Origin of the sequence: Bacillus cereus group sp. RP32 (assembly GCF_040459735.1) — a bacterium.
Lineage (GTDB): Bacteria > Bacillota > Bacilli > Bacillales > Bacillaceae_G > Bacillus_A > Bacillus_A wiedmannii.
Window position 1 is genome coordinate 1937329 of the sequence record NZ_JARVHO010000001.1, and the last position, 18967, is coordinate 1956295.

Genomic DNA, 18967 nt, shown 5'->3' on the forward strand with positions numbered 1-18967 from the left:
GTGTTAATTTTGCGCGGTATGGATACATATGTGAACGTTCCCTTATTTTTTCTCAATACAGAATAAAAAGTAAGAATAGTAAAATAATGGTGCGGGACACTAAAAAATGTAAGGTAGGGGAGAGCATGAAAGGCTATTCAAAAAAAGTGTTAGTAGGGGTAAGTTTTGCTAGTTTAATGTTAGGGAGTTTTCAAGGGAGTACATTGGCAGAAAGTAAAAAGGGAGAGCAAGTTTCTTATCGGAATGTGCTCAAAATGGAGCCAGTTGGTGTACAACTGCCAATGCAAGAATTAGCTCATTCATCAAAAGTGCTTGAAAATAAGTCTTTTGAGAAAAGGCTACAATTTGCTGATTTGTCGCAAAGGCCACCTGAAGTAAAAAAAGAAAGTAAGCAATTAGCTGCAGCGAAAACTTATACAATTGCTGAATTAAATCAATTAAACAATCAGCAATTAGTAGATCTACTCGTAACAATTGATTGGGAGCAAATTACGGGTCTATTTCAATTTAATAAGGATAGCCTTGCATTCTATCAAAATGATAGTAGGATGCAGGCAATTATTGATAAATTGAAGCAGCAAGGACAAGCTTATACGAAGGATGATTCTAAAGGGATTGAGACTTTAGTAGAGGTATTACGCTCAGGGTTTTATTTAGGATTTTATCATACAGAATTAAGTAAACTAAATGAGCGGAGCTATCATGATAAATGCTTACCTGCATTACAAACGATTGCGAATAACCCGAATTTCAAGCTCGGTACGTTAGAACAAAATAGAGTAGTATCATCATACGGAAAATTAATAGGGAATGCTTCGAGTGATGTGGAAACGATAACATCAGCTGCAAAGATTTTTAAACAATATAACGATAATTTTTCTACATTGGTAGACAATCTTTCAGCTGGAAATGCGATTTACGATATTATGCAAGGTGTTGATTACGACATTCAATCGTATTTGTACGATACGAGAAAAGCACCGAAAGATACAGTATGGTACCAAAAAATTGATAGCTATATTAATGAATTAAGTCGTTTTGCTTTAATTGGAACGGTGACAGAGAAGAATGGTTGGTTAATTAATAATGGTATTTATTATACAGGTAGACTTGGTACGTTCCATAGTACAGGAACGAAAGGATTGCAAGTTGTAACGGACGCAATGAAAATGTATCCGTATTTAGGAGAGCAATATTTCGTAGCGGCTGAGCAAATTGCGACGAACTATGGCGGGAAAGATGCAAATGGAAATGTTGTGAATTTAGATCAAATACGAGAAGACGGGAAGAAAAAGTATTTGCCGAAAACGTATCCGTTTGATGATGGGGCAATTGTTTTAAAGGCTGGAGATAAAGTGACAGAAGAAAAAGTAAAACGTCTATATTGGGCGGCAAAAGAAGTAAAGGCACAATTTCATCGTACAGTTGAAAGTGATCAACCTTTAGAAAAAGGAAATCCTGATGATGTATTAACGATGGTTATTTATAATAGTCCAGCTGAATATCAATTTAATCGTCAATTGTACGGATATGAAACGAATAACGGTGGCCTTTATATAGAAGGAACAGGTACGTTCTTTACTTATGAACGTACGCCAGAAGAAAGTATTTATAGTTTAGAAGAATTGTTCCGACATGAGTTTACTCATTACTTACAAGGTAGATATGAAGTACCAGGGCTTTGGGGACAAGGTAAGATGTATGAGAATGAGAGATTATCTTGGTTTGAAGAAGGGAATGCGGAGTTTTTTGCGGGGGCAACGAGAACGGATAATGTTGTACCGAGAAAGAGCATTATAGGAGGAATATCTTCAAATCCAGCAGAACGTTATACGGCAGAGCGAACGTTAAATGCAAAGTATGGAACGTGGGATTTCTATAATTATTCATTCGCTTTACAATCGTATATGTACAATAAGAAATATGATATGTTTGACAAAGTTCATGATCTTATTAGAAAAAATGATGTAACAGCATATGATGCATACCGCTCTGCATTAAGTAAAGATGCGAATTTAAATAAAGAGTATCAAGACTATATGCAAATGTTAGTCGATAACCGAGAGAAATATAATGTTCCATTAGTATCAGATGATTATTTAGCAACTCACGCACCAAAACCAGTTTCAGATATTGCGGCAGAAATTACAGCAGAAGCAAAATTAAGTAATGTATCAGTTAAGAAAAATAAATCACAGTTCTTTAATACATTTACACTGCAAGGAACGTATACAGGTACTACTGCAAAAGGGGAATATGAAGACTGGAAAACAATTACACAAAACGTAAATGATACGTTAAAACGTTTAAGTGCAAAAGAATGGACAGGCTATAAAACAGTAACAGCTTACTTTGTAAATTATCGTGTGAATGCATCAGGACAATTTGAATATGATGTTGTATTCCATGGTATGAATACAGAAGAAGGTGCTGTGAATAAAGCACCAGTTGCGGTTATAAATGGTCCATATAACGGAAATTTAAATGAAACAATTTCGTTTAAAAGCGATGGATCAAAAGATGAAGATGGAAAAATTGTTGCTTATAAATGGGAGTTTGGTGATGGTACTGTAAGCAATGAACAAAATCCAACTCACGTGTATACAAAAGAAGGAACGTACACGGCAAAATTGACAGTAACAGACGACAAAGGATTAACGAATACTGTTACAACGAATGTAACGGTTCAAAAGAAAGAAGATAACAGTGTAGAAAAAGAGCCAAATAATTCATTCCAAACAGCAATTAAACTGCAATTAAATCAAGTTTTACGTGCTAGTTTAGGAAATGGTGATACGAGTGATTACTTTGAAATAAATGTGGAAACTGCGAAAAACCTACAAATTAATGTAACGAAGGAAAATAATATCGGAGTAAACTGGGTTCTTTATTCAGAAGCGGATTTAAATAATTATGTTACGTATGCCCAGCAAGAAGGGAATAAGTTAGTAGGAAGTTACTACACATATCCAGGAAAATATTATTTACATGTGTATCAGTATGGCGGGGGAACAGGGAATTATACGGTAGAAGTGAAATAGCAAAAGAGAAATTGTCTTTCAATGAATGGAAATTAATTTAAGTCTATATCAAGTAATACAGGTTACAATATCAGTTATGAAGATAAAAATTGGTATCTTTATGAATAGTAAAAAGTTAATATTTTAAATAAAAGAATAACTGTAGGTAATGTATCTAATGATATTAAGAAATCAAGTATCAAGAGACCTTATCTTGAAGTTAAGTAGACCTAATCAGGAAATGAGATACAATCGATGAATTATGATTTCATAGAAATGTGAGCAAAGTAATAAAATTTAAGTATGTTTGATTTAATTAAAGGACTAGAGTTTATCCGTAAAAATAGATAAACTCTAGTCCTTATTACTTTTAATTCATTCAAGAAATCAAGATGATTAATAAGTCAAGTAGCGGCAATTTTGAAATTTATTTAATAAGTTAAGTAGAAAAATTTTATCATTTAAATAATTCCGTCATATTAGCAGGGGATACTAATGGAAAATCGTGTACCTTGACCTAATTTACTCTCTATCTCTATATCACCGTTTAATTCTTTAATAATACTATAAGCAATCATAGTACCAAGCCCAGTTCCTTTTTCTGTTGTTGAATAGAATGGCAAAGCAATTCGTTTTATTTGTTGAGAGGACATTCCAATCCCTGAATCAATAATATCGATTATAATATTACCTTTTATTTTCTGTATATTTATTTGTAATACTCCACCATTTATCATGGCCTCAATTCCGTTTTGTATGATGTTGTTTAGACAGAGTCTGAATTTTTCGGGGTCTCCATTTATATAAAAGGAATCTGTACTATTTTGTTTTATTTCAACTTTGTATGATAGAGCGAGTGATGAAATAGTGTCTTTCACTTGATTTAAAATATGATTAATATCTATTTTCTCTTTTAGGATGTTCTGTGGTTTTGTTAAAGATAAATAGTTATTAATAGTAGATTGTATTTGTTGCATTTCAATTAACATGATTTCTAAGTACTGATCCTGAGGTAGCTTAGAGGCATGTTTTTCATTTAACAATTGAGTGAATCCATGTACTGTGGTTAGTGGATTGTGGATTTCGTGCGCAATGGACGCCGCTAGTTCGCTAGCTATATAAAATTTTTCAGCCCGTTGTAGCTTTTCTTTCATTTTATATTTCTCAATCATTCCCTCTATTAAATACACTGATAATAATACTGTGAAAATATTAATGATTATATAATTTAATAAAAATTCTATGAGAGTAGAGTCTATTTTACTACCTGTATGTATTTGAGTTACAATACCGCAGATAGAAAGTGAAGTTGTACATACTAAAATAAGAAGCAAGCTCAATAATATCTTTTTTTCTTTAACATATAGAGGTAATAAGTAATGGAAGAGCATTGTTATAACAGAAATAATAGTAAAAATAATAAATGATGGAAGAACGCCATTTCCGCCTAAGTAAAATCGATAAGAAAGATATAAAATTCCTATAAAAATAATGTTTTTTGTATTTCCGTATAGAAAAACTAATATGATAGGAATAAAACGTAAATCATAAATAAATCCAGCATGTAAATGAAAAGGAAACGTCATGCAAAAAATAATAGCAATGGCGGAAAGGATAGAAATCAATATATTATTACATGTTATTTTTTCTTTAAATTCTAACCAAAATACGTGGTAGCTAAGGATACAAATTATTATTATAAAGGTATTTAATAAAAGAGTAGAAATTCCCATAGTTTTGCATCTCCGATAGTTTGTATATTGGATTATGTATGAGTTAAACTTAGATGTTTAGTTATCAGTAGACTTTCTATCTAAAAAAGGAAGAGCGCTTGAAAAAGTACTATTATATTATACGTATTAGAATTGATAAGGAAGTTAGAAGAAATAATAGATAAAAAAATCTAATTGGATATTTATATCTATAAAACTAGAACTCGATTTTTGTATAGATGAAAGTTGGATTGAGTTACTGATAAAATAATGATTTTTTAAGTGTGAATATTCTGTGAAGATAATATATGTGGTGACTTCTGTTTTGTAGCCTTCGTTATATTAACATGGAATATATCAAATTACAAAGCGAAAATTTCAAAATTTTTTATTAGTATATTTTATTTGAAATGGAAACACTATTTATTGGGGTGTCTTGGTACTTAATTGTATGAATTCTTGTGAGAAAAAGACTTTGAAATTTACATGTTCTTTTTTATGAAGCATAATACTGTAGCCTTATCTATGTCAGTTTCTTAATTACCATTAAGGTATAAAGTTAAAATATATAGGTTTAAATATATGAATTATTACATAAAAACGTACTTGAAAAAGAATGTATGATGGTAATAGATTACAAACATCAAGGGGGAACTTAAAATGAAGTTAAATAAACTAGTGCTTAGTTGTGGAGTAATTTCAGCATTAACACTTGGTGTGTTAGGAAATAATACTTATGCTGAAGAAGTAAACAAAATGAATGATACAATTCATATAGTTGAACATATTCCCACAAACATATTATTAACTCAAACAATGGATTATAGTGGAGAGGCTATAACTTCTTTTGTATATAGTGGGAGTGAAAATTTAAGCTTCTTTATGAAAAATAATGGTCAAAATACAATGGGATATAGTGTAAAAGGTCCAAATATGGAGCTAATTGTTGGTGGTTATATAAAACCTGGAGAACAACAAATTAATGTTACAAATGTACGGAATGCTTTATCTCCATTACCAATTGGAACGTATAGTATTTACGTTTCAATTGGTAATGGTTCTAAGGGACAATTCCAAGTTGCAGTAAGATCTATGAATTAAATTTAAAACGCCTTGTTTATAAGTTAATTTAGTCTTTACTTACTGGAAAAAAACTATATTGAAATGAGAATTACACATAAAAGTAAAAACGAGCACCTTATGTAATTACGAGAGGGTGCTCGTTTTTTGCTATAAAACAGAAGAGAATTGTTTTCAACTATTTATAAATACATGTTGATATTTTTATTGCTAATTTACTAGTTTGTGTAAAAAAGAGGATGTCGGTTGTGAGAAATCTTAAAGTAAAGGTAACTTAACATTCAGTTAAGTTACATGGAAAACTAGAAAAACCACTTATATAAGTGGTTTTTCTAGTTTTAGGATATACATTTAAAATTAGGCTAAGTTAAAGTAAGAAGCATTTTATTTGTTTAGATTATTTTGGTTCTGGATAATGATTGTAGTACGAAATTCTAATAAATTCTTGGTATACATTTGTTAATTTAGCATCTCTAAGAGCGTCATTGAATTTTTGCATACGAACACTACCTTGAGCGTAGCCTCCGCCAGGAACATAAGGGTTTCTAGCTTCAAAATCATCCATAAAGGCTTTTAATGTTTTATAGTCCTGAGATTGATAAAAAGCAGACGCTTCTTCAGGAGTGACATCAAAGTAAGAAGATGATGTTGAGTTATAAGAAGCTGCTTGAGCAATAGGTGTTTCTAACATAGTTGTTGCTCCACCAAACATAGTAAGCGCTATAGAAGATACAATGATTTTTTTAAACATAATAAAACCTCCATGTGGAATATTTGGATTAATAGTAATCCTGTAATCATTATAGTTACAATGAAAATGATTATCAAATGCAATATTGCATAATTCATTATTTGAACGAGAAGTCTCCTTTATCTCTACATGGAGAAGTTTAGTAGGAGATTAATAGATTAAAAGAGGTTTACATAGCATTGAGGTTAAACAGAAAATGAAATAAAAAGGATATTTTAATTGAGGAAAGTTAAAAGGATCTGTTATTAAAGACAGTGATTTTTAAAAAAGGTATGACAGTTACCAGCTAGAGATACCATTATAGGGGAGCTAGCTACGTTTATTGGTGTTGAGAAATACATAATATATGCTGTCTGTATAAGATAAAATGAAGAAACATTTCTTTTGGATTTTACAATATGTGTAAGGGGAATCAAGATTTTGATTTGTACTTAAACAAGGGAGAAAAGTATTACTTTTTAAGTAACAAAGAATATTAAGTCTCATTCAAAGTCATATAATAGACTATAAAATAATCCTTTTAAAACAAAATATAGTTTGGTTAAAAATTAGAGGGCATCAATTCATTGGAACAGTAAAAACTGTTTATAGGATTGATGTCTTTTTTTTGTTTAAGAACGAGAATATATTTTCTCAACAGGACAAATGGTAAATATCTATAAGTACTACTTATAAGGATAATTGGAAAATAGAAATTAATAATAAAGGGGAATGCGAAATGACAACATTAATATCTAATAGAGATCTAGCTAAAATCCGAGAGGAAGATGTAGATGTATTAAAGGTAATGGCACATCCCGTTAGATTAAAAATTGTAAATGAATTAATGCACCATAAACTGTGTAATGTTACACAGTTGACAGAAATATTAAAACTCCCACAATCCACTGTTTCACAGCATCTATCAAAATTAAGGGGAACCGTGCTCCGTGCAGAAAGACGAGGATTAGAGATGCATTATTATATTGATAATGCTAAGGCTCGCCAGATTGTAGGAATTCTAGGTTTGTAGCTTTATAATTCGTAAAAATTTTCCTAATAGAATCAGTGGCGTACAAAGTAAAAAGAGCACTTTCAAAAGTGCTCTTTTTAAGGTGTGCATTAAGACTTGAAAGAGGCATCAATGATAATTTAGAAAGAGTGTGCTTTGAATCAATCTTTGCTTAAAATAAAAGATAATTATTTATATTGTTTAATAATTACTTAATATATTATTAAGTTGGTTACCTTACAAAACTGTAAGGTTATTTCAATTGACACTCGTACATATAAGTAACTATACTAGTTACACGATGTTAGTGAATATATTTAATAGTTTCAATCTATAAGTGTATGTCTGAAGATTCTTTTCGGAATAATAGTTCGATTAAAAATTATTCATTTGTAATATAGTGTTAGTGCCAACTTAATCTATTCTTTATTCTAAGGAGTATTATGTAAAGATTAACTATAAATGATATATTTACTAACTTGTAATAAATTTTTAGAGGTGCTAAATTTTGAAGAACAAATTAATTGCTACAGGAATTCTTGCTGGAAGTTTACTATCTTATTCTTCTAGTATTTTTGCAGATACTCACAAATTCCCAGATGTTCCTGCATGGCATGGGCTGACAAATCCGTTAATTATTTAGTTGATAAAGAAGTATTGAGTGGTTATCCAGATGGAACTTTTGGCTCAAGTGATACACTAGATAGAGCTTCTGCAGCAACCATTATGACAAAGGCTCTTGGTATACACATTGATTTAAATGCAAAACCATCTTTTAAAGATTCACAAAACCACTGGGGAACCCCTTATATCGCCGCAGCTGAAAAGGCAGGAATAATTAAAGGTGAAGGAAATGGAATATTTAATCCTTCTGGAAAAGTTACTCGTGCTGCTATGGCTACTATGCTAGTAAATGCATATAAACTACAAAATAAAAACACTAGCAATGGACAAAGTAAATTTGAAGATTTAAAGGGACATTGGGGTGAAAAGTTCGCAAATACTTTAATTGATTTAAAAATTTCAGTTGGTACAGATAATGGTTGGCAACCAAATAGGTTCATAACACGCGCTGAAGCTGCACAACTAACCGCAAAAACAGATATGCTTCAATATAGTCAAAGTAATCCTTTAGAAAATAAAACAATAATTATTGATCCCGGACATGGTGGCGTAGATCCTGGAAAAGACACAAAGGGATTACCTGAAAGTAAGATTGTACTTGACACTTCTTTACGTCTACAACAATTGCTTGAAAAACATACACCATTTACAGTTTTACTAACTCGTGAATCTAATACTAGACCTGGATATGATCAAAAAAGCTCTTTACAGGAACGTGTTAAATTTGCTAAACAAAATCAGGGGGATATCTTTATAAGTGTTCATGCAAATGCTTATAATGGTAATGCAAAAGGGACAGAAACATACTATTATAAATCTTCTAAATCTGAAAAAACAAATCCTCATGTGGAAGAAAGTCGTGTTTTAGCTGAAAAAATTCAAACTCGATTAGTAGATGCTCTTCAAACACGTGATAGAGGAATTAAACATGGAGATCTTCATGTTATAAGAGAAAATGACATGCCAGCTGTGTTAACGGAACTTGCTTTTATAGATAATGGTATTGATTACAGTAAGTTATCTACAGAAAACGGAAGGCAGATTGCAGCAGAAGCCATTTATGAGGGGATTTTAGATTATTATGAATGGAAAGGGAATAATGTATCTGAATATAGGTTGCAATAAGTAAATGAAAATATAGTAATTCTCGAAATAAAGAATTCTATAATTTTTTTGCACTTTTTTAAACAATAATTTTAAATACATATTTAAAATTATTGTTTAAATCGTTATTCTGTGTTTTAATGATATTAATAATAGTTATCAGTAAAAAAGAGATGAAAATTAGAAAAACAAGTGTTGATAGTTATTGTCATAAAGATTAATAAATTTCTTCATTGTAATGTTATGATTCTATCTCTAGTATTGACAACTAAAAATAATACGTTTATATCTTTTAAATGTTTAAGAAGGAGTGGCTGTCTATATGAAAAAAACAAAGGGAATAGCTAAAAGTGTTGCGGTAGCGTCCGTTATTATGTCTGGATCACTTGGTTTACAAGCAACATCTGCATTTGCAGATTCTAAAGGAACTGTAGAAAATCTTCAAAATGGTGGAAAAGTCTATAATAGTTTTAAAACTACTTATGACATGAAGCAGAATATTAAAAATTCAATAAAGGTTTCTTTTATTGAGGATCCTTACGCAGATAAAAAGATTGCAATTGTTACCACTGATGGTAGTAATATAGATGCTAAATATACAATTAATGGCGGATACTATAACGCAGGTTTAAAATGGCCATCGGCATATCATACGGAAGCAGAAATAACAAGTGTTGATAGCGCTCAATTCCATAAAGCTGCCCCAGTTAATACAATGACTTCAGCAAAGGTTACTTCTGAGGTTGGGTATACACTTGGTGGAAGTGTTAAAGTTGGGGTAAATGATAAAGGGCCAAATGCCGATGCAAGTATTACAGGTAGCTTTGCTTGGAAAGAAAGTGTATCTTACGATCAAGTAGACTATAAAACGGTATTAGAGACTCACACAGATAAAAAATTAAATTGGAAAGTAGGATTCCAATCATTTAATTTCCCAGAGTGGGGAATTTATAATCGTGATTCATTTAATACTTTCCACGGTAATCAACTATTTATGAAATCACGTAGTTATAATGAAGGAACGAATAATTTTGTTTCAAAAGACACAGTACCAGCTTTAACAGGATATGGTTTTTCTCCTAATGTAGTAGCGGTTATTACTGCTGATAAAACAGAATCTACATCAGATTTAAAAATAACAAATCGTAGAATTTCAGATCAGTACAATATTGAATGGGTAAGTTCAAAATGGTGGGGAACAAATAATAAGGATACATATAATGAGTTCTTTACAAACAACTATAAATTAGACTGGAAAAACCATCAAGTTACTCTTGATAACCAAAAAGCCCTTGAAGAACAAATGAGTAGTATCAAAAATGTGAATAACCAACTTAACAATGGAAAAGGGAAATTATCTTTTTCAATGAATGGAAACCAACTCAAAGCGACCTCTAGCAATGCTGGCTATGGTATCAGTTACGAAGATAAAAATTGGGGTATCTTTGTAAATGGTGAAAAGGTCTATACTTTTAATGAAAAAACAACTGTAGGAAATATCTCAAATGACATTAACAAATTAAACATCAAAGGACCTTATATTGAGATTAAACAAATCTAATCAGTAAATGAGGTACAATTGATGGATAATTATTTCATCAAGATATGAGTATAAAGGTTTACTTCAAATCTGTATAATGTAATGAAAGGACCAGAGTTTATCTGTAAAAATAGATAAACTCTGGTCCTTATTATTCTTTGTTCATTCTTATACTCAATTAGAAAAGAGCGTGAAGTATTTGAAAGTTGTTCATGCTATACAGCGGGATATTGTTTTAAGTATGGTGTTTATTTTTATTTCATTTTTAAATGAATTCTTTGTATGATGACATAGGGTAGGAGAGATTTAGGGGATGTTTCATTTTGAGGCGTACGCTGTGTGGCGAATAGTTTAAAGTAATCAAGACTTCATCGGTTGTTAAGTTACTACTTTAAATATATAATTAAATTTCATTAAAAAGATACTCTATTCAAAGTCCTTATTGGGTTTTTGAAGTGAAATATATTATTTGAGGTGTGTGAAATGGGGAAATCTCGAGAGCAGACGATGGAAAATATTTTGAAGGCTGCTAAGAAAAAATTTGGAGAGCGTGGCTACGAAGGTACGAGCATACAAGAAATCGCAAAAGAAGCGAAAGTGAATGTCGCTATGGCTTCATACTATTTTAATGGGAAAGAAAACCTGTATTATGAGGTATTTAAGAAATACGGCCTTGCTAATGAGTTACCTAATTTTCTTGAGAAGAATCAATTTAATCCTATCAATGCTCTTAAAGAATATTTAACAGTCTTTACTACACATATAAAAGAAAATCCTGAAATTGGAGTATTGGCATATGAGGAGATTATTAAGGAAAGTGCAAGATTAGAAAAGATTAAACCCTATTTCATAGGTAATTTTGAACAGTTAAAAGCAATATTACAGGAGGGTGAAAAACAAGGAGTTTTTCATTTTTTCTCCATAAATCATACGATACATTGGATCACTTCTATTGTTTTATTTCCAAAGTTTAAAAAGTTCATTGATTCTTTAGGACCAAATGAAACGAATGATACGAATCATGAATGGATGCCAGAAGACTTAGTGAACAGGATTATTTCTGCTTTAACAGATAAGCCTAACATATAAATTATTCATTGTTTATGAATTTTAATTTTCCTATTAAAAAGCCTAATTTCTCAATGTATTGTAGAGAGATTAGGCTTTTTTGGACACTTCATTCAAATACTTTATAGACTACTGGCTTGATTTATTGATGATTCGAGTGGAGTTACATAGATATAGTTTTCGTTGCAATGGTTTGTTGAAATGCCTTATCATGCTCAACAATAATCATTGTGGGATTAAATTGTTGAATCAGCTCTTCGATCTGCATACGTGAATAAATATCTATAAAGTTTAATGGTTCATCCCATATATACATATGGGCTTTTTCACATAAACTTTTAGCGATAAGCAGTTTTTTCTTTTGTCCACCAGAATAATGAGATATATCTTTTTTAAATTGAATTTGGTCAAAATCCATCTTTTGTAGGATGGATTTAAATAATGTCTCATCAATCTTGTGCTCTTCAATAAAATTTGATAGCGATCCCTTCAAATGAGAAGTATCTTGTTGGACATAGGAAATGGTGAGTCCTGTACCTAAAGTAACTAAACCTGTATGCTGTATCGGATGCCCTAGAATTAGTTTTAGGATACTGCTTTTCCCGCTCCCATTTTTGCCATCAAGTACAATTCGTTCACCTTGTTCAACTACGAAGTTAATTGGCTCATTCACGACTTGGTCATTGTACTTAACAGATACGTCAGCCAAAGTAACCAATTCATTTGACTTGAACTTCAATGCTTCTAATTTTAATGACTCAGTTTTTTCCACATTTTTTAGTAATTTTGACTTTTCTTCAATAGCTTTTTGTTGCCTTGATTCTAGGTTTTTTGCTCTTTTCATCATCTTGGCTGCTTTATGTCCTACAAATCCCTTATCCAACTTAGAACCTGAATTCCTTGTTCCATTTTTTGAAGCTTCTACATCATGAGACCAACTTGCTGAACGCTTGGAAGACTGTTTTAATCTTCCTATGTCTTTTTGTAGACGCTCATTAGTAGCTTCTTCGTGCTCTTGTTGTCTATCAAAATTTAATTTCCAAGAAGAATAGTTCCCACTTTGAACTTCAATATTCGCTCTATTTATAGATAAGATATGGTCAACGCATCCATCTAAAAAGATTCTGTCATGTGAAATTAAAATAAACCCTTTTTTCTTCTTTAGATAATCAGAGACTATTTTTCGTGCATCAGTATCTAGGTGATTTGTTGGTTCATCAATTAATAGAAATTGGCTCTCATTTAAAAATAGTGCAGCGAGCAACACCTTTGTTTGTTCTCCATTTGATAAAGTTTTAAACGGTCTGTACATGACCTCGAAATCAACATTTAAATAGGATATTTCACGTAGAAATTCCCAATCTTCTGCTTGGGGACAAATTTCTTCAAGGATTTCATGAGTAAATTTGTTCTTATCTGCAACAGGGGAGGGGAAGTAATTGAATTCTACAGAAGCAAGGATTTTTCCACTATACTCATAATTTCCTAATAATAAATTAAAGAATGTTGTTTTACCTCGTCCGTTTCTACCGATAAATCCTAGTTTCCAATCCGTATCTATTTGAAAGTTTACACCTTCAAAAATATTATCAAAGCTACCTGGGTATGAAAAAGTTAAGTCTTGAACTTTTATCATTGACATAATAATTCCTCCTTTATATATCAAAACGTTTCATATAAAGTCGGAACATTCATCCATTTTTTAATTCCTCTATATAAGTTTGATGGATATTAACGACTTATATAGAGCATTACATGTGTAACAATAGTGTCTGAATTAGCCATTTTTCTCGCTCCTTTATTTGTTAGGTAAATTTAGCGATTAATAAATTTCAACTTACATAAAAGGGAATAAAAAAATCCCCCAATTTTTAATCGGAAGGATTAGTCTGTCGTTTATACTAATAAGTACTTATTAAACATTTGAATCATGACAAATAAAGTATGAAATGAATTATAAAAATGGATAGACTAACCCTATATTTTGTAGTTTGAAGTTATAAAATTTAACTTAAAATATAAATTAGTTAATCATTATTCATCCATCATTCCTTTCACCATTCTATTTTTAGGGTAACAGTCTTTTGGTGGAGATGCAATATCATCTTCACTTAATGCTAGATCATTTATATTTCTTTGGTTAGGTCGATATAACATTACACCTTTTTTATAAACATCTTATTTTTGTTCAAAATGTCACGTCTTTTGTCCATTAAAAGGAGAGGCATTTGAAATTGACAGCACTCTTATGTGTAACTATAATAGTTACAGCCAGTTTAGTAATTTAATTCGAATTTCTAAGTTAACGATAATATATTTCCCTTCTTTCTAAGTGTGACAATAAGCGACTAACTATGTTGTAATGGAAGGTTAGATTCTATCTCATATTTAAAGAACAGTTAAGTTGTATCATTCAAATTTATGATGAGTAAATAAGACTGCGGTATGTAGAAAGAAATCTTTTAAAAAAGGTCATAATATGGAATGGTAGGTAACACTCATTTTAATGAATACGAGCTGTGCCTTATCAAGTCATTTTTAATAAAAGTCTAGAAAAAATCAAGAAGGTGGTCCATTGCGTAAACATTCACATGTACAATTTTATGTATTGATATTAGCTCTAATAGCTTATTTAAGCTTTTGCTTTATATTTTTATTTGTTTTTCCGAATCACTATTTTGTATCAGATTTTAATATACGACTATCATCCTTAGTTGTTGAAATTACAGTATTTATCTCATTACTTTACTCTATAGCATCAAGAAAAATTAAACTAGGAGTCTTTTGGGTTTGTATTACAATTGCAATAGGGTGTTTCTTGATAGGGAATTTTATATCTGCTTTTCAAGTACTTAATGTAGAATTACCAATAGAAAATTTTAATATCTCTGATGTATTTTTGTTGTTTTTCTTATTCTTCTTTCTCCTTGCGTTCTTTTATAAAATCATTATGGAATGTAACAAGTGGGAAAAAGCGTATTTAATTTGTGATTTATGTATTGTTGTTACTGCTATTTTTACCTTAGAGTGGTACCTATTTAATAAACCTTCTGCAAATATCTTATTCTTATCAATTGGAGATGTTTTTCTTTCATTTATTTTCCCAATTATAGATCTATTGCTTCTATTACTAGGAGTTAGCCTTATTTTTCGACCAGCAATTTTTAATGCGAAAAGTAAATTATTTATTTTTATCTTAGTATTAACTGGCTTGTCTATTACGGACTATTTATATTTCTATTTACAAGATGATTTATCACATCGTTCACTCATATTATTAAGGTGTTTGTATAGAGTTTTTCTATTATTGATTGCCATTGCTGCTACTATCCCAAGGAGTACAACTTCTAGAAGAAATTATTTTATTATTAATCCGACATTTGGAAAGAAACTTCTTGTCATATTCCCTTATCTTGCAGTTGTAATCTTAATTGGTTTTACTTTGAAAGAGCAAACTTCTTCACCTACACTGATTACGGGAAATTGTATTGCCTTTGTATTTGTACTGATTCGTCATACAATTGTACGCATGCAAAACAAAGATTTAACTGAAACATTAAAAGTGTTTAATAATCAATTAGAGCAAAAAGTATCTCAAAGAACAGCAGATTTAATAAAAAAATCTAATGATTTGGTAAAAAATCAAGAGAGGTTTAAGTCCTTATATGAGTATCATCCAGATCCTATATTAACAGTTGATCCAAATGGTATCGTATTAAATATAAACCAGTCTGGAAGTATATTATTAGGAAAAGATAGTGGTGCATTAATAGGAAAAGAGTGCTTCTCTATTTTTTTAGGTGAAGATAAACTTGAATTGGAAGCAGCTCTAAAGAAGGGGAAACGATGTAGTTCGTCTTCATTACAGTTACGTGTGAAAAATAATAATGAGAAGGATATACATTTTTGGTATGTCACCATTGTTCCTATAATGATAGAAGGACAAACTTTTGGGAGTTATGTAATGGTAAAAGACATAACAAGGATGAAGCAACAACAGGATGAGATAAACTATCTAGCATTTCATGATACGGTGACGGAGATTAGGAATCGAATATTCTTCCAACAAGAATTAGACAGATCCATTGAGCGTGTACAAAAAACACAGGATAAGTTTGGACTTCTGTATATAGATTTAAACCGCTTTAAGACCATTAATGATACACTGGGTCATGCAATTGGTGACAGTGTTTTAAAAGAAGTTGCCAAACGTTTTAGGACATGTCTGTCACCAGCTATTCCTTTAGCAAGAATAGGGGGAGATGAGTTTGCAATCATTGTCCATAACAAAACAGAGCAACAGCTATTGGATTTGTGTGAGACACTATTTCGTATAACTGAAAAACCATTTGTAGTAAATCAACATAGCTTTTACTTATCACTTAGTATAGGAATAGCGTTGTATCCATTTGGAGGAACAAATGCCAAAACACTTTTACAACATGCTGATATCGCCATGTATAGTGCAAAGGAAAAAGGTAGTAATGCTGTTTGTATGTACGACGAGACATTATCTCAAAAAATAACAAGACGATTACGATTAGAGCAGGATTTACCAAATGCAATTGAGAATAATGAATTGTTTTTATTGTATCAACCTCAAATTGATAGTATGGCAGGTAAGGTTATTGGTGCAGAGGCATTAATACGTTGGAAACATCCAGAGCTGGGGCTAATTTCACCTTTTGAGTTTATACCTATCGCGGAAGAAACATTGCAAATTATTTCAATTGGAAAATGGACGCTACAGCAAGCGTGTCTACAACTGAAAGAATGGCATTCTGCAGGTTATACAAATCTAAAAATGGGGATAAATTTATCAGCTATAGAGTTTGAACAGAAAGATTTTGTTCAAACGATTATATCTACCATAGAAGAAATAGGAGTACCAGCTAATTTGATTGATTTGGAATTAACAGAGCGAATTGCCATGGTAGATGAAAAAGAAACTTTATTGAAGTTAAAAGCATTAAAATCATATGGTGTACATTTATCAATTGATGATTTTGGTACAGGATATTCTTCATTAGCATATCTACCTTTATATCCAATTGATACTTTGAAAATTCCAAGAGAATTTGTGAATAGGATTGGAACTTCGAATGATGGAGATGAAATTATACAAACTATTATTTCGCTAGCTCATACTTTAAATATGAAAGTGATTGCGGAAGGAGTAGAAACGAAGAAACAATTAACAGTGTTACAACAAAATGCATGCTATTTAATTCAAGGCTATTATTACAGTAAACCTGTAAATGAAGATGAGTTTCTCAAGTTTTTAAGCAGGGAATAAGTGAGAACTATGTACTTGTGAAGTAAAGGGAAAAGAAGTTCTACCTATATTAAGTAGAACTTCTTTTTTAGTTAACTAGCAGTTAGGTTTCCAAAATATTTTGCATTAAGATGTATCATTACTCAAGCTGTTATCTTGTTCTTAAGTGATTCCTTTTTCATGACTTGTCTTCTCGTCAAGAAATTTGAAGGGATCGTATTAAAGGTGCAGGTCATACTGTCTAAAGTTATTTTATTATTTATCGTTTATTACATTTGAAATGACTTTTAATGTGTATATAAGCACGTGATAAGTAAATTAAATAAACAAAGGGCCCTGTAAAAAATACAGGGCCGGATACAGGGTTAAGGGAACACATAGTTTCTTATTAATATATTAGCATAAACTTTTCATGTAGCTACATAAGAGTTTTGACAACTTTAAGAACAAAATAGAGTGTTTGTAAGAATAAATACACTAATTTAAATTAGAATTGTGATTTAAATTAGTGTGGTTATAATGTGAAAAAACAGATGAGTATTTTAATCATAATAACTTTTAGGAATGTATATGTAAGAAATATTTTTTGATTAGATTAAAAGTGAACTCTGACAATTTATTATATGTTATACCCAAATAACTTTAAGTTTTCTCCAGAGTCTGAAATTATCTCTTCGAACTGAAATCCTACTTTTTCTAAAAGATTTCCTGAATTGATGTTATCAATAGTAGTAATTGCTACAATTCGTTTCAGCGCGAGCTTTTGTACACCGTAGTCGATTACAGCAGAAACGGATTCAAAGCCATACCCCTTTGAACGGAATTTCTCTAAAAAGGCAAAGCCGATATCAACATCTTCTAATGAATCTCTTTTAATAAGACCGCACATACCAAGTGGAGTGAGATCTTCTTTTCGCTCTACTAAGTAAAGACCAAAGCCTATTTTATTATACATATCAACGGGTCCGTTTAAGATGTATTTTTTTGCATCGTCTAAGTTTTTAATTCTTTTATCACCAATAAACTGAATCCATGCAGGATCGTTTACTAATTCTAGAATAAATGGAGCATCTTTTATATCAAACCAGCGAAGAACGAGTCGTTCAGTTTCAAGAACTATCAATCCATTGCACCACCTTTAATAGTTATAACAATTAGTATGGGTTGCGAAATACAAAAGTGCAACATATTTTCATTATGCTCTACTTGTTCACATAAAGTTCGTTTGTTTTGTATAAAGGGATATTTTATAATTAGAATTGATTGTAAAGAGTGAGATACTTATACAATGACTCCTAGGTAACTAGGAGTTTTTACTATATAACTATCATTATTACTAAATATGACACACTACACATTCTACTCAAGGAGGTACATAATGAAGAAATTATATAATGCATCGTTTACGTATTTGATTATCGGTTTATTATCAGGAATTTTCGCCAGGGAGTATGGAAAGTATAAGGGGATTTTAGGCTCTACTTTGTTAAATTTATTGCATACACATACACTTGTACTTGGCTTTTTCTTCTTTTTAATTGCTTTAGGATTAGCAAAAGTATTCGCGTTTCATGAAGCGAAAAGTTTTAATAAGTGGTTTATTTTACATAACATTGCATTAACTTTAATGTTAGGTTCATTAGCAGCGAGAGGGCTTCTCCAGCTAAATGGAGCGGACTTTAAAGGGTTAACTTATATTGTAGGGTTTTCCCATTCGTTAATGGCAGTTACTTTAGTTTGGTTTATGTTGTTAATAAAGAAGTCATTTAAAATATAGTTTTGTAGAAAAGAACTTGCAATAT

The 18967-nt window shown here is 31.0% G+C and carries 12 protein-coding genes and 2 pseudogenes; 9 read left to right on the plus strand and 5 right to left on the minus strand.

Features of this window, described 5'->3' with window-relative positions; all coding sequences use genetic code 11:
- The first annotated feature begins 125 nt into the window (after positions 1–125).
- Together colA and QCI46_RS29875 are read left to right on the plus strand one after the other, a co-directional pair.
- Positions 126–3041: a collagenase ColA gene (colA, locus tag QCI46_RS10020; RefSeq protein WP_353840094.1), complete on the plus strand. Its 2916-nt coding sequence runs from the start codon at positions 126–128 to the stop codon at positions 3039–3041.
- Positions 3042–3059: 18 nt separating this feature from the next.
- Positions 3060–3248: pseudogene (locus tag QCI46_RS29875) on the plus strand (beta-channel forming cytolysin); the annotation flags it as partial.
- A gap of 251 nt (positions 3249–3499) precedes the next feature.
- Here QCI46_RS29875 and QCI46_RS10025 read toward each other — a convergent pair.
- Positions 3500–4753: an ATP-binding protein gene (locus QCI46_RS10025; RefSeq protein WP_353840095.1), complete on the minus strand. Its 1254-nt coding sequence runs from the start codon at positions 4751–4753 to the stop codon at positions 3500–3502.
- A gap of 639 nt (positions 4754–5392) precedes the next feature.
- Here QCI46_RS10025 and QCI46_RS10030 point away from each other — a divergent pair.
- A complete protein-coding gene (locus QCI46_RS10030) occupies positions 5393–5833 on the plus strand; it encodes a hypothetical protein (protein ID WP_353840096.1) in 441 nt (146 codons plus the stop codon).
- A 376-nt stretch (positions 5834–6209) separates the two neighbouring features.
- Here QCI46_RS10030 and QCI46_RS10035 read toward each other — a convergent pair whose 3' ends face one another.
- Complete coding sequence (locus QCI46_RS10035; protein ID WP_353840097.1) at positions 6210–6563, minus strand: hypothetical protein; 354 nt, start codon at positions 6561–6563, stop codon at positions 6210–6212.
- Positions 6564–7281: 718 nt separating this feature from the next.
- Here QCI46_RS10035 and QCI46_RS10040 point away from each other — a divergent pair.
- The 4 genes and pseudogenes from QCI46_RS10040 (at position 7282) to hlyIIR (ending at position 11911) form a co-directional block, all read left to right on the plus strand.
- On the plus strand, positions 7282–7575 hold the full coding sequence (locus QCI46_RS10040) for an ArsR/SmtB family transcription factor (protein ID WP_353840098.1): 294 nt from the start codon (positions 7282–7284) through the stop codon (positions 7573–7575).
- Positions 7576–8062: 487 nt separating this feature from the next.
- Positions 8063–9303: pseudogene (locus tag QCI46_RS10045) on the plus strand (N-acetylmuramoyl-L-alanine amidase).
- A gap of 301 nt (positions 9304–9604) precedes the next feature.
- Positions 9605–10843, plus strand: coding sequence for a hemolysin II HlyII (gene hlyII / locus QCI46_RS10050; RefSeq protein ID WP_353840099.1), 1239 nt, complete (start codon positions 9605–9607; stop codon positions 10841–10843).
- Positions 10844–11305: 462 nt separating this feature from the next.
- Positions 11306–11911, plus strand: coding sequence for a hemolysin II regulator HlyIIR (gene hlyIIR, locus QCI46_RS10055; RefSeq protein WP_353840100.1), 606 nt, complete (start codon positions 11306–11308; stop codon positions 11909–11911).
- Between the two features lie 142 nt (positions 11912–12053).
- Here the strand turns inward: hlyIIR and QCI46_RS10060 are convergent, their stop codons facing one another.
- On the minus strand, positions 12054–13532 hold the full coding sequence (locus QCI46_RS10060) for an Lsa family ABC-F type ribosomal protection protein (protein ID WP_353840101.1): 1479 nt from the start codon (positions 13530–13532) through the stop codon (positions 12054–12056).
- Positions 13533–13924: 392 nt separating this feature from the next.
- Positions 13925–14047: a hypothetical protein gene (locus tag QCI46_RS10065; protein ID WP_353840102.1), complete on the minus strand. Its 123-nt coding sequence runs from the start codon at positions 14045–14047 to the stop codon at positions 13925–13927.
- Between the two features lie 418 nt (positions 14048–14465).
- On the opposite strand from QCI46_RS10065, the gene QCI46_RS10070 reads away from it, so the two are divergent.
- Positions 14466–17186, plus strand: a complete 2721-nt coding sequence (locus QCI46_RS10070) for a sensor domain-containing protein (RefSeq protein ID WP_353840103.1) — start codon at positions 14466–14468, stop codon at positions 17184–17186.
- 598 nt (positions 17187–17784) lie between these two features.
- Here the strand turns inward: QCI46_RS10070 and QCI46_RS10075 are convergent.
- Positions 17785–18288, minus strand: a complete 504-nt coding sequence (locus QCI46_RS10075; RefSeq protein ID WP_353840104.1) for a GNAT family N-acetyltransferase — start codon at positions 18286–18288, stop codon at positions 17785–17787.
- Between the two features lie 255 nt (positions 18289–18543).
- Between QCI46_RS10075 and QCI46_RS10080 the strand changes: the two genes are divergently transcribed.
- A complete protein-coding gene (locus tag QCI46_RS10080) occupies positions 18544–18942 on the plus strand; it encodes a DUF2871 family protein (protein WP_088122780.1) in 399 nt (132 codons plus the stop codon).
- The last annotated feature ends 25 nt before the right edge of the window (positions 18943–18967 follow it).